This window comes from Bacillus nitratireducens, from assembly GCF_036320425.1.
GTDB lineage: Bacteria > Bacillota > Bacilli > Bacillales > Bacillaceae_G > Bacillus_A > Bacillus_A nitratireducens.
In genome coordinates, this window is record NZ_JAUMJO010000005.1 from 22273 (window position 1) to 35821 (window position 13549).

Here is a 13549-nt window from a genome sequence, read left to right on the forward strand (position 1 = left end):
AGGGAGAGTGGTTCGATTGATGAATCGTGTTATCCTCGTTGGTCGTTTAACTAAGGACCCTGACTTACGTTACACGCCCAATGGTGTTGCAGTAGCTACTTTTACGTTAGCTGTGAATCGCGCATTTGCGAATCAACAAGGTGAGCGTGAAGCTGACTTTATTAATTGTGTAATATGGCGTAAACAAGCAGAAAACGTGGCAAATTATTTGAAAAAAGGTAGCTTAGCAGGCGTAGACGGACGTCTTCAAACTCGTAATTACGATGGACAAGATGGTAAACGTGTATATGTAACAGAAGTTCTTGCGGAGAGCGTACAATTTTTAGAGCCGCGTAATGGCGGTGGGGAGCAACGTGGTTCATTCAATCAGCAACCATCAGGAGCTGGTTTCGGTAACCAAAGCTCTAACCCATTTGGTCAATCTAGTAATTCAGGTAACCAAGGTAACTCTGGATTTACGAAGAATGACGATCCATTTTCGAATGTTGGTCAACCGATTGACATTTCGGACGACGATTTACCATTTTAATGGTATGAATCGGCTATTTTTAACAAAGAATGGAGGGAATAGACATGGCAGGACGCAAAGGTGGACGTGCGAAGCGTCGTAAGGTGTGTTTCTTCACATCTAACGGCATCACTCGCATTGACTATAAAGATGTTGATTTATTAAAACGTTTCGTTTCTGAGCGTGGTAAAATTTTACCTCGTCGTGTAACAGGAACAAGCGCAAAATACCAACGCAAACTTACAGTTGCAATTAAACGTGCTCGTCAAATGGCACTTTTACCATATGTTGGTGAATAATAGCGTATGAAATGCACAGTAGAGTCGGACTCTACTGTGCATTTTGCTATGCTTTTCTTTTTGAAAGAGAGGTTAGATGATGAAAAGCACGAAATTTATTACTGAGGGTGCAGCGTTATTGGCAATATATGCAATTTTATTGCTTATATCTATGTATGTTCCGATTTTGGGGACAGTTGCAATATTTGCGTTGCCGTTACCGTTTATATTATTAACAGTAAGACATAAACTATCTAATGTGCTCGTAATTTTTGTAGGGGCGCTTTTTGTTACAGTTATCGTTAGTCAACCGATTAGTCTCATAAAGACAGTGATGTTTGGGTTAATAGGTGTTGTATTAGGATATATGTATAAAAAAGGGAAAAAACCAGTGGAGATATTGATAGCTGGAACACTTGCATATTTAATTGGTATGATGCTCATTTATGTGGGAAGTATAAAGTTTTTTAACATAGATTTAATGAAGCAAATGCAAAATATGTTTAGTGAAAGCATGGCGCAAAGTGAAAAAATAGCAAATGCGGCTGGTATGCCAGTTAGTAAAGAACAAAAAGAATTATTTGCACAAATGAATGATATATTACAAACCTTATTTCCAAGTATACTTGTGCTAGTTTCTGTATGTTTTTCTTGGATTACAGTGATAATATCAAGTAGTGTTTTGAGAAAGTTAAAGTACGACGCGGCACCTTGGCCGAAATTTAAAGATATACAATTGCCAAAGAGTATTGTCTGGTATTACGTCATATTTATTTTGTTATCAACTTTCATGAAAGTTGAACCAACATCATATTTACATATGGTATTTTCTAACCTATATGTAATCTTTGCTTTGCTGCTTGTATTGCAAGGATTAACGTTTATCACCTTTTTAGCACACAAAAAAGGTTTTACAAAAGGCGTCCCTATTATTAGTTTTATTGTATGTATGTTTATTCCAATGCTGTTTCCTCTTGTGACAATCTTAGGTATAATTGATTTAGGGATTTCATTGCGTTCTAAAATGCAATGAAAAACAAAGGGATAAAATAGCATTTCTATGCTATTTTAAGGTGTTTAATCTGTTTAACTAACTAGAAATTTAGTTGGTTTTACGTTATAGGAGTTGTATACATGCCTGAATTTTATAAGAAACAGTGGTTTTTATATCCTGTTTACGTATTGGCATTTTTTGTGTTGGTGCTAATCTCGATTCTTTGTTATTTTCACTTAATTATGGGGATAGCCGCTTTTTTTATTTTTAGCATCGTTTTCCTTTTAGTTATACGATTTGAACTTACTTTTCAAAGGAACTTTGAAAAATATACGACAGATATGATTACTAGGGTAAAAAAGGTGAGTAACGAAGCATTCAATCAGATGCCAATTGGTATATTGTTATACAATAAGGATTATGGGATTGATTGGGCAAATCCTTACTTGTCTTCATGTTTAGGACAACACGCATTAGCTGGGTGGCATCTGTACGATGTATCAGAAACATTACTCCTTTTTATTAAGGGAGAGACTTCTGATGATATAGTATCATTAAATAATCGAAAATTTCGTGTGTTTGTAAGGAAAGAAGAAAAACTAATTTATTTTTTTGATGTAACTGAGCAAACAGAGATTGAAAAAATGTATGAGGATCAGCGTACGGTTTTAGCTGTTATTTATTTAGATAATTATGATGAAGTTACACAAGGATTAGATGATCAATTACGTACGAATATAACAAGCCTTGTCACGTCGCGTCTAAATGAATGGGCTGTTAAGTATGGTGCATATTTGAAACGTGCATCTTCAGAAAGATTCTTCGTTGTACTAAATGAAAGTATTTTAGCACAAATGGAGAAAGGGAAATTTAGTATTTTGGATCAAGTGCGTGAAGAAACATCCAAAAGGAATATACCACTTACATTAAGTGTTGGTGTTGGCTCAGGTGATTTACCTTTATCGGAGCTTGGAGCGATGGCTCAATCTGGTTTAGACCTTGCGTTAGGACGAGGAGGAGACCAAGTAGCTATTAAACAAGCAACGGGTAAAGTTAAGTTTTACGGTGGTAAGACTAATCCGGTTGAAAAGCGTACCCGTGTACGTGCTAGAGTTATTTCGCATGCGTTAAAGGATTTAGTATTAGAAAGCAGTAATGTCATTATAATGGGGCATAGAGCTCCCGATATGGATGCGATTGGTGCAGCGATTGGTATTTTAAAGGTAGCTCAATTAAACGAGCGCAAAGGATATATTGTATTAGACGAAAATGATTCGGATAAAGGAATCAAACGTTTGATGGATAAAGTGAAACAAAATGAAGAGTTATGGTCACACTTTATTACACCAGGGCAAGCGATGGAATTTGCAAATGATGATTCATTACTTGTTGTTGTTGACACGCATAAACCTTCGATGGTGATGGAGGAAAAACTGTTACATAAGATTGAAAATGTAGTGGTTATTGACCATCATCGCCGCGGGGAAGATTTCATTGAAGATCCATTGCTTGTTTATATGGAACCGTATGCTTCTTCAACAGCAGAGCTTGTTACAGAATTACTTGAGTATCAACCGAAAAATTTAAAGATGACAATGTTAGAAGCAACGGCATTGTTAGCTGGTATTATTGTTGATACGAAAAGTTTTACATTCCGTACAGGCGCTCGCACATTTGATGCAGCTTCTTATTTACGCTCGCATGGTGCAGACACTGTACTTGTACAAGAACTTTTAAAAGAAGACATGAATCAGTATTTACGAGTTGCAAAAGCCATTAAAAATGCGTACATTTATAAAAATGGAATTGCGATTGCTAAAGTTGATAGTGATGATTATTATGATCAGGTGCTTATTGCGCAATCAGCGGATACGTTATTGACGATGACAGGTATCATTGCATCATTTGTTATTGCGAAACGTGGAGAGAATTTCATTGGGATTAGCGGTCGGTCTTTAGGTGAATTGAATGTACAGCTAATCATGGAGAATTTAGGAGGTGGCGGGCATTTGACAAATGCAGCCACACAAATGAAAAATGTTACAGTAGATGAAGCTGAGGAGAAGCTTCAATTTGTTATTGATGACTATTTACAGGGAGGCACACAATCATGAAAGTAATTTTTCTAAAAGACGTAAAAGGTAAAGGGAAAAAAGGAGAAATAAAAAACGTACCAGACGGTTATGCAAATAATTTCTTATTAAAACAAGGATTAGCTGCGGAAGCAACAAACAGCAGTATGAAAACTTTAGAAGCTCAAAAACGTAAAGAAGAAAAAGATGCAGCAGCAGAAGTTGAGAATGCAAAAGAGCTGAAAGAAACATTAGAGAAATTAACTGTAGAAGTAAAGGCGAAATCTGGAGAAGGTGGCCGTTTATTTGGTTCTATCACAAGCAAACAAATTGTAGATGTAATGCAAAAATCACACAAGATTAAACTTGATAAGCGCAAATTTGAAATGGACGATGCAATCCGTGCATTAGGTTATACAAATGTCACTGTGAAATTGCATCCGCAAGTAACAGCAACAGTAAAAGTTCATGTTAGTGAACAATAAAAATAAATTAAGCAAGGAGGATTGCGCATGAGTGATGTAATGGCTGATCGTACCCCTCCGCATAATATAGAAGCTGAGCAGGCTGTTTTAGGTGCCATATTGATTGATCAAGATGCGTTAACGTCAGCATCGGAGTTATTGGTACCTGACTCATTCTATCGAACGAAACATCAAAAGATTTTTGAAGTCATGCTTGGGTTGTCTGATAAGGGAGAACCAATTGACTTAGTAATAATGACATCAGCGATGGCTGATCAAGGATTACTAGAAGAAGTTGGTGGGGTTTCTTACCTAGCAGAGTTAGCAGAAGTTGTTCCAACAGCTGCAAACGTAGAATATTATGCACGCATCATCGCTGAAAAGGCGCTTTTACGTCGTTTAATTCGAACGGCGACTCATATTGTATCGGATGGATATGAGAGAGAAGATGATGTGGACGGCCTTTTAAATGAGGCTGAGAAAAAAATATTAGAAGTATCGCATCAAACGAATGCAAAAGCATTCCAAAACATTAAAGATGTTCTTGTAGATGCTTATGATAAAATCGAACTTTTGCATAATCAAAAAGGTGAAGTTACGGGAATACCAACTGGATTTACTGAATTAGATAAGATGACCGCAGGTTTCCAACGAAATGATTTAATCATCGTGGCGGCGCGTCCATCGGTAGGGAAAACTGCATTTTCATTAAATATCGCACAAAACGTAGCGACAAAAACGGATGAAAATGTAGCGATCTTCAGTCTAGAGATGGGCTCGGATCAGCTTGTTATGCGTATGCTTTGTGCAGAAGGAAATATTGATGCACAAAGACTTCGTACCGGTTCATTAACTTCTGATGATTGGGCAAAATTAACAATGGCGATGGGGAGCCTTTCTAATGCTGGTATATATATTGATGATACACCAGGGATTAAGGTAAATGAGATTCGAGCAAAATGTCGTAGATTAAAGCAGGAACAAGGTCTTGGGATGGTTTTAATTGACTATTTACAGCTTATTCAGGGAAGTGGGAAGTCGGGCGAGAACCGTCAGCAGGAAGTATCTGAGATTTCGCGTACATTAAAAGGGATTGCGCGTGAATTACAAGTGCCTGTTATTGCCCTTTCACAGTTATCCCGTGGCGTTGAATCTCGTCAAGATAAACGCCCTATGATGTCTGATATTCGTGAATCGGGGAGTATTGAGCAGGATGCTGATATTGTAGCATTCTTGTATCGTGAAGATTACTATGACCGTGAAACGGAAAATAAAAATACGATTGAAATTATTATTGCAAAGCAGCGTAATGGTCCCGTAGGTTCAGTAGAGCTTGCATTTGTTAAGGAATTTAATAAATTCGTCAACTTAGAACGACGCTTTGAAGATGGGGCATAAAGGCAGTATAAAAAAGAAACACATTTCTTATAATAAGATGTGTTTCTTTTTTTATATAGGAAAGATAAGGCTTTCATAATGTGAAAATATAATTCTTACGAACGAAAATGAATTTTAATAAAAAAATGTTCGCTTTTTGGTTGACTTCTTTTTCGGTTTTGGTACAATTATATTGTTTGAATAGATCGTTTGAAAATCGCGGAGGTGCTTTAATAATGTCTTCAGTAGTAGTTGTAGGAACACAATGGGGCGACGAAGGAAAAGGTAAAATCACTGATTTTCTTTCTGAGCATGCGGAAGTAGTTGCAAGATATCAAGGTGGAAATAACGCGGGACATACAATTGTTTTCGGCGGAGTTAAATATAAATTACACTTAATTCCATCTGGTATTTTCTATAAAGAGAAAATTTGTGTAATCGGAAACGGCTTAGTAGTCGATCCGAAAGCATTGCTTGAAGAGTTAAAATACTTACACGATCGTGGTGTAAGTACTGATAATTTACGTGTAAGTAACCGTGCGCACGTTATTTTACCTTATCACTTAAAACAAGATGAGTTAGAAGAAGCTAGTAAAGGTGATAACAAAATCGGTACAACGAAAAAAGGTATCGGTCCTGCATATATGGATAAAGCTGCTCGTATCGGTATCCGTATGGCTGATCTTTTAGACCGTGAAGCATTTAAAGAGAAGCTTGAGCGCAATTTAGTAGAAAAAAATCGTTTGTTTGAAAAAATGTACGATACAGAAGGTTTCAGCGTAGAAGAAATCTTTGAAGAGTACTTCGAATACGGACAACAAATCGCACAATATGTATGCGACACATCTGTTGTATTAAATGATGCACTAGATAACAATCACCGTGTATTATTTGAAGGTGCACAAGGTGTTATGCTTGATATCGACCACGGTACGTACCCGTTCGTTACATCTTCTAACCCGATTGCTGGTGGTGTAACAGTTGGAACTGGAGTTGGTCCTGCGAAAGTTACTCGCGTTGTAGGTGTATGTAAAGCATATACAAGTCGTGTAGGTGATGGTCCATTCCCTACTGAGCTTCATGATGAAATTGGTCACCAAATTCGTGAAGTTGGTCGTGAGTATGGAACGACAACTGGTCGTCCACGCCGCGTAGGTTGGTTCGATAGCGTTGTTGTAAGACATGCACGTCGTGTTAGTGGTTTAACGGATTTATCATTAAATTCTATCGACGTTCTAACAGGTATTCCAACTCTTAAAATTTGTGTTGCTTACAAATACAATGGCGAAGTTATCGATGAAGTTCCAGCAAACTTAAACATCTTAGCGAAATGTGAGCCTGTATATGAAGAGCTTCCAGGTTGGGAAGAAGATATTACTGGTGTAAAATCATTAGACGAACTTCCTGAAAATGCAAGAAAATACGTAGAGCGTGTTTCTGAATTAACAGGAATCCAATTATCTATGTTCTCAGTTGGACCAGATCGTAATCAAACAAATATCGTTCGTAATGTATACGAAGCTTAATTGATATAAGAAATTGATTTTTGTAAGAAAAAACTCATGCTCTCATGAGTTTTTTCTTATCTTTTATAAAAAAATAAAAAAAGGTATTGCAAAAACAAAAGATAATATGCTATGATATGTCTTGTCGTCACGAAAATATGACGTTGGTGAGTATGAGCCATTAGCTCAGTTGGTAGAGCATCTGACTTTTAATCAGAGGGTCGAAGGTTCGAATCCTTCATGGCTCACCATTTTATTTTTCGTGGCCCGTTGGTCAAGTGGTTAAGACACCGCCCTTTCACGGCGGTAACACGGGTTCGAATCCCGTACGGGTCATGTTTTTTTTATGTTCATTTTTGGTCCCGTGGTGTAGTGGTTAACATGCCTGCCTGTCACGCAGGAGATCGCCGGTTCGACCCCGGTCGGGACCGCCACTTTTGTTTATACCACCATTAGTGGTTTTATATATAGTTTTGGCTCGGTAGCTCAGTCGGTAGAGCAGAGGACTGAAAATCCTCGTGTCGGCGGTTCGATTCCGTCCCGAGCCACTCTCAGGATATTAAGTGGGCCCACTTAATATCCTTTTTATTTTGTCCAGTTTTACAAAAGTGGGTAGTTATTTTACAATAGAATGAGGAGCCTCTAGCAGTTGAAGCTAGAGGTTTTTCTATAGATCGTATAGGATTCCGTGAAAAAGTGGATCATACATGAGTCTATGAGAATAGAGGAGAAAATACTTAAACAAAGGGTGCGGTCATATAGGGACATACTATATAAACGTCAATGTGTTTAGGGATTATTGACCATATTTTTATAAGGAGGAAATAGACGATGATGGGAAAGAAAATTTTAGTAGTTGATGATGAAAAACCGATTGCAGATATTTTGAAGTTCAACCTAGAAAAAGAAGGTTTTGAAATTGTAATGGCGCATGATGGTGATGAGGCGATTGAAAAAGCAAATGAAGAACAGCCAGATATGGTTTTATTAGATATTATGTTACCGGGAAAAGACGGCTTAGAGGTATGTCGTGAAATACGTAAAAGTTCAGAAATGCCAATTATTATGCTTACAGCAAAAGACTCTGAAATTGATAAAGTATTAGGACTTGAGCTTGGGGCGGATGATTATGTAACAAAGCCATTTAGTACGAGGGAGTTACTTGCTCGTGTGAAAGCGAATTTACGTCGCCATCAGCAGGGTGGTGCTGCAGAGAAAGAAGAAAATACTGAAATGGTTATTGGACCAATCGTTATCAATTCGAATGCTTATAGTGTAACGAAGCGTGAAGAAAGCATTGAGCTTACACATCGTGAATTTGAATTACTACATTATTTAGCGAAGCATTTAGGTCAAGTTATGACTCGTGAACATTTATTACAAACAGTTTGGGGTTATGATTATTTTGGGGATGTACGTACGGTAGATGTAACAGTACGTCGTTTGCGCGAAAAAATTGAAGATAATCCAAGTCATCCTACTTTAATTGTAACTAGACGCGGGGTAGGGTATTACTTGCGTGACCCAGAACAGGAATAGTATATGAAGAAAGTTGGTTTTTTTCAATCTATTCATTTAAAATTTGTGCTCATATATATGCTGTTAATATTAATAGCAATGCAAGTAATTGGTGTATATTTCGTTAGGGAATTAGAAAAAAGCCTTGTAAAAGGTTTTCAAGATTCCTTAACGCAGCAAACGAATTTACTTTCTTATAACTTGAAGCAAGAGTTTGTAAAAGAACGTCCTAAAGCAGATTCAGTAGATAAAGCTATTAATGATTCGATTCAAAAATTTGCATCGGATCGTAAGAGAGATATTCAAGAAATAAGCGTAATTGATTCTACTAAAAAATTAATGGCAATTTCAGACGCGTCTAAGCAAAATAAAGTAGGACGAACGTCAGCAGACACAGCTGTACAACGGGTAATGGTACAAAAAAAACCAGAGTCAAAGGTTGAGAAAGACGTGAAAACAGGTCATCGGGTTCAAGTGATGATTACTCCTATTCTAAAAGAGCAAGAAGGAGAGGTACTTGGCGTCATTCGTATTGTTGCATCTATGGAAGATGTGTATAAACAAATGAAAGATATAAACCAAATTTTCGCGACGGGGACAGTAATTGCTTTACTAGTAACAGCTGTACTTGGGATTTTGTTGGCTCAAACAATTACAAGACCAATTTCAGATATGCGGAGACAAGCAATTGAAATGGCAAAAGGGAATTATTCGAGAAAAGTAAAAGTGCATAGCCATGATGAAATTGGACAACTAGCATTATCTTTCAATAATTTATCAAAAAAATTACAACAAGCCCGCTCTTCAACAGAGAGTGAAAGGCGCAAACTATCATCTGTTTTATCACATATGACAGATGGAGTAATTGCTACTGATCGAAAAGGTGACATCATTTTATTAAATGATCCTGCGGAAAAAATGTTAAATGTTTCGCGTGAAACGGCACTAGATCAATCTGTATTAGAAGTGTTAGGGATACAAGAAGAATTTACACTGGATCATTTATATGAAGAACCTGATTCAGTTTTATTAGATTTTAGTACGAGGAATGAACCATATATTTTACGTGCTAGTTTCTCTGTCATTCAAAAAGAAACAGGGAAGGCAAATGGTTTAATTGCTGTATTATATGATGTAACGGAGCAGGAGCGTATAGAGCAAGAGCGTCGTGAGTTTGTTGCAAACGTATCTCATGAGCTGAGAACACCGTTAACAACAATGCGCAGTTACTTAGAAGCACTTACGGATGGCGCATGGCAAGATCCAAATATCGCACCGCAATTTTTAACGGTTACACAAGAAGAAACAGAAAGAATGATTAGACTTGTAAATGCGTTGTTACAACTATCTAAACTAGATAGTACAGAACATCGCTTAATGAAGGAATGGGTCGACTTTACTGATTTCTTTAATAACGTTATCGATCGCTTTGAAATGTCTAAAGAGCAAAATGTAAGCTTCAAACGATCTTTCTCTAAAAAATCTCGATTTATTGATATGGATACAGACAAAATTACACAAGTGTTATATAACATTATTTCCAATGCATTAAAATATTCGCCAGAAGGTGGCACAGTAACATATCGCCTGCGTGACCGTGGTGAGTTATTAGAAATTAGTGTGAGTGATCAAGGAATGGGTATCCCGAAGGAAAATGTAGATAAAATATTTGAACGTTTTTACCGTGTAGATAAAGCTCGCTCAAGACAAATGGGTGGTACAGGTCTTGGATTAGCCATTGCGAAAGAAATGATTGAGGCACACGGCGGCTCAATTTGGGCGAAAAGTGAGGAAGGAAAAGGAACAACTATTTATTTCACACTGCCAATGGCAACTGATGAAGAGGACGATTGGGAATGAGTATGGAAAACTTTAAAACAATAGTTTTAATTAATTTAGTTGTTATTAGCCTATTTCTTACTTTTAACTTATGGACATATGTTCCCGATTCTACTTCAATACAAAATGCAAAATTTGTTCAAGGTAATGAAGAGATAAATCCAATAAAACTTTCGGAGGTTGTTCGCCCATCCTCTGTCATCGTTCATAAAGAGAAAAATCATTATGTGAGTGAAAACAAGAGTAATGTGGATTTAATTTATAGAATTCTTGAAAATGGAGAGTTACATGATTTAAAGGAAATAACAGGGACAGTTCCTAAAGGTGATTTTCTTTCGTATGTACACGGAGAGGAAAAAATCGAATTTGTTTTTCCTACAAACATTCCACTGGGTACGATTAAAAGTATGTTTAATTTTAAAGATAAAAACATAGAAGGTAATAGGAGTTTCAATCGTATTATAATTGATCCTTCTCGAAGTAAGGACCAAGAAATTAAAATTAGTTTTGTTTCCTATGATACTTATCCTTATCGTAAAATATATGAAGCAAAATTGAGTGGTGTTTACGTAAAGGATGTTATAAATGCTCAAAATCAACTTATAACAGTAGCGAGACCGTATTTTGAATATCAAATAAGTGATAGAAAAAAACTTTACTTACCAGATGGAATTACGGAATTAAGTGAGGTAGAGTATTTTGGATCTAAGTTAGATGAGGATACATTTAAAAATGCATTATTTAGTGATCCACGTTATTTAAGCCCTATTTCTGAGAAATCAAAGAAAACATTTACAGATGGTATACGTTCTATGGAAATTGATCAGTCAAATGCAATGTTGAAATACAAAAACTCCGCTGTACATAGTGATGAATCTATGGATAATGCAGCACTTTTACAAAAAAGTTTTGACTTTGTAAGTGGGCATAGTGGTGCGTTAAAACTCTATCGTTTTGATTATATTAATAAAGGGAAAACGTCCTTCCGTTTTTATGAGGAGGGGTTGCCTGTATTTAATAGCGATGGAATGGCGGAATTAAAGCAAGCATGGGGTTCAGGTGAAATCATGCAGTATGAAAGATCCTTTTTTGATCCAAGTTTCAAATTACCTAGTAAACAACTAACAACTTCTCTTGCATCGGGTCGTACAGTGATGACATCATTAGAGAATAATCCGCAAATTGATAAGAATTCAATTCAGGATGTTGGAATTGGTTATAAGTTATCATTGGAAGATTCCATTAACGAAGGAAAAAACATTATTTTAAAGCCAATATGGTATGTAAAATGTGAAGAAAATGGTAAGCAAAAAATATTTGAATGGAGTGAGGGGGGACTAAATGGATTGGGATCGAATTAAAACCATATTTATTGTGACCTTTTTTGTTTTAGATCTCTTTCTTATCTTTCAGTTCATTCAAAAGCAAGATAGTAATCAATTGGAACTTGTGACAGAAACAAAAATTGATCAACAATTAAAAGAGTCTAAAATTACTATGGGGAGTTTTCCTAAAGAGCCGAAAAAAGAGTCGTTTATTATGGCGAAAAATAAAAGCTTTAAGGAAGAAGATGTGCAGTCTTTAAAAAATCAAACGGTGCATCTGCAAGAAGAATATAAGATAGAAAGTAAGTTGAAAGAACCATTTTTAAATGCAAAATCATTATCAAAGGACAAGTATAATGATTTCTTAAAAAACTACGTGCTTGATGGGCAGAAATACGAGTTTGGGGCAATGAAAGATTCAAAAATTTATTTCTTTCAAAAGTATAAGGATAAGCCGATTTTCTACAACAATCATGCAATGATTGTTGTAGATTTGAATGAAAAAAATGAGCTTGTTTCGTATACGCAAACAATGTTAACGGATTTGAAGGAAATGGGCGAAAGTGAAAAAACGAAAGAACAAGAAATTATCACTGCTCAAACAGCTTTAGAAAATATATATGTAAAAAATAAAATTGCAGAAAATACGCACGTGAAAGAGGCGCAGATTGGATATGCGACTCTAGCTGAATCTTCTTCTAATATACAAGTGCTTGCTCCAACGTGGAACTTAAAGACAGAGCAGAAAAAGGACTATTTTGTGAATGCAATTGAAGGACAAGTTATGGAATTAGGGGAAACTCAAGTGCCGGAAGAACATAATGGAGTGAGAAAGAATGAGTATGCACTTTAGTGTACTTGCAAGTGGAAGTACAGGGAATATGCTATATGTAGGAACAGATGAAAAAAAATTGCTCGTTGATGCAGGTTTAAGTGGTAAAGCTACAGAGGCCTTATTTAAGCAAGCTGAACTGAATATAAATGACATATCAGGTATTCTTGTAACACATGAGCATAGTGACCACATTAAAGGATTAGGTGTATTGGCGCGTAAATATGATTTACCTGTTTATGCGAACGAGAAAACATGGAATGCAATGGAACATTTAATAGGTAATATCCCAACTGATCAAAAATTCATTTTCTCAGTAGGAGACGTGAAAACATTTGGAGATATTGAAGTTGAATCATTTGGTGTTTCTCATGATGCGGCAGAACCGATGTTTTATGCTTTTCATAACAATAATAGAAAGTTAGCTCTTATTACAGATACGGGCTACGTAAGTGACCGTATGAAAGGTGTTATTAAGGGAGCGAATGCTTTCGTATTTGAAAGCAATCATGATGTGGAAATGCTTCGTATGGGACGATATCCATGGAGTATTAAACGACGCATATTAAGTGATGTAGGTCACGTTTGTAATGAGGATGCTGCATTAGCGATGGCGGATGTTATTACAGACGAGACAAAACACATTTATTTAGCGCATTTAAGCTTAGATAATAACATGAAAGAATTAGCGCGTATGTCTGTATCACAAGTATTAGAAGAAAAAGGTTTTGGGGTTGGAGAATCCTTTGAAATACATGATACAGATCCAAAAATGCCTACGAAAATTCAATACGTATAATTCTTCATTTTAGTAAACAATAAGGGTGAATATAGTTG

General features: G+C 36.3%; 12 protein-coding genes and 4 tRNA genes. All 16 read left to right on the forward strand.

What is annotated here, in order from left to right:
• Positions 1-16: 16 nt before the first annotated feature.
• The 16 genes from ssb (at position 17) to Q3V31_RS19080 (ending at position 13511) form a co-directional block, all read left to right on the forward strand.
• Positions 17-529, forward strand: a complete 513-nt coding sequence (gene ssb, locus Q3V31_RS19005) for a single-stranded DNA-binding protein (protein WP_016093691.1) — start codon at positions 17-19, stop codon at positions 527-529.
• 44 nt (positions 530-573) lie between these two features.
• Positions 574-807: a 30S ribosomal protein S18 gene (gene rpsR / locus Q3V31_RS19010; protein ID WP_000918874.1), complete on the forward strand. Its 234-nt coding sequence runs from the start codon at positions 574-576 to the stop codon at positions 805-807.
• A 79-nt stretch (positions 808-886) separates the two neighbouring features.
• Positions 887-1819, forward strand: a complete 933-nt coding sequence (locus tag Q3V31_RS19015) for a YybS family protein (protein ID WP_000843150.1) — start codon at positions 887-889, stop codon at positions 1817-1819.
• Positions 1820-1920: 101 nt separating this feature from the next.
• Entirely contained in the window at positions 1921-3894 is a 1974-nt protein-coding gene (locus Q3V31_RS19020; protein WP_001113913.1) for a DHH family phosphoesterase, read from the forward strand.
• Complete coding sequence (gene rplI / locus Q3V31_RS19025; RefSeq protein ID WP_000864226.1) at positions 3891-4337, forward strand: 50S ribosomal protein L9; 447 nt, start codon at positions 3891-3893, stop codon at positions 4335-4337. Before Q3V31_RS19020 ends, rplI begins: the two co-directional genes overlap by 4 nt.
• Before the next feature lie 27 nt (positions 4338-4364).
• On the forward strand, positions 4365-5714 hold the full coding sequence (dnaB, locus tag Q3V31_RS19030; protein WP_001286241.1) for a replicative DNA helicase: 1350 nt from the start codon (positions 4365-4367) through the stop codon (positions 5712-5714).
• 215 nt (positions 5715-5929) lie between these two features.
• Positions 5930-7219: an adenylosuccinate synthase gene (locus Q3V31_RS19035; protein ID WP_000100227.1), complete on the forward strand. Its 1290-nt coding sequence runs from the start codon at positions 5930-5932 to the stop codon at positions 7217-7219.
• A gap of 154 nt (positions 7220-7373) precedes the next feature.
• Positions 7374-7449 (forward strand) — tRNA-Lys (locus Q3V31_RS19040).
• 13 nt (positions 7450-7462) lie between these two features.
• Positions 7463-7534, forward strand: a tRNA-Glu gene (locus tag Q3V31_RS19045).
• 22 nt (positions 7535-7556) lie between these two features.
• Positions 7557-7632, forward strand: a tRNA-Asp gene (locus tag Q3V31_RS19050).
• 41 nt (positions 7633-7673) lie between these two features.
• A tRNA-Phe gene (locus Q3V31_RS19055) sits at positions 7674-7746 on the forward strand.
• Positions 7747-8029: 283 nt separating this feature from the next.
• Entirely contained in the window at positions 8030-8737 is a 708-nt protein-coding gene (walR, locus tag Q3V31_RS19060) for a cell wall metabolism DNA-binding response regulator WalR (protein WP_000971867.1), read from the forward strand.
• A gap of 3 nt (positions 8738-8740) precedes the next feature.
• Positions 8741-10576, forward strand: a complete 1836-nt coding sequence (walK, locus tag Q3V31_RS19065) for a cell wall metabolism sensor histidine kinase WalK (protein WP_000755355.1) — start codon at positions 8741-8743, stop codon at positions 10574-10576.
• Positions 10573-11916: a YycH family regulatory protein gene (locus Q3V31_RS19070; protein WP_000061553.1), complete on the forward strand. Its 1344-nt coding sequence runs from the start codon at positions 10573-10575 to the stop codon at positions 11914-11916. Before walK ends, Q3V31_RS19070 begins: the two co-directional genes overlap by 4 nt.
• Positions 11897-12733 carry a two-component system regulatory protein YycI gene (locus Q3V31_RS19075; RefSeq protein WP_000383744.1) on the forward strand — a complete coding sequence of 279 codons (837 nt, stop codon included), beginning with the start codon at positions 11897-11899 and terminating at the stop codon, positions 12731-12733. Before Q3V31_RS19070 ends, Q3V31_RS19075 begins: the two co-directional genes overlap by 20 nt.
• Positions 12717-13511, forward strand: coding sequence for an MBL fold metallo-hydrolase (locus tag Q3V31_RS19080; RefSeq protein WP_000061686.1), 795 nt, complete (start codon positions 12717-12719; stop codon positions 13509-13511). The genes Q3V31_RS19075 and Q3V31_RS19080 overlap by 17 nt, the downstream gene beginning before the upstream one ends.
• The last annotated feature ends 38 nt before the right edge of the window (positions 13512-13549 follow it).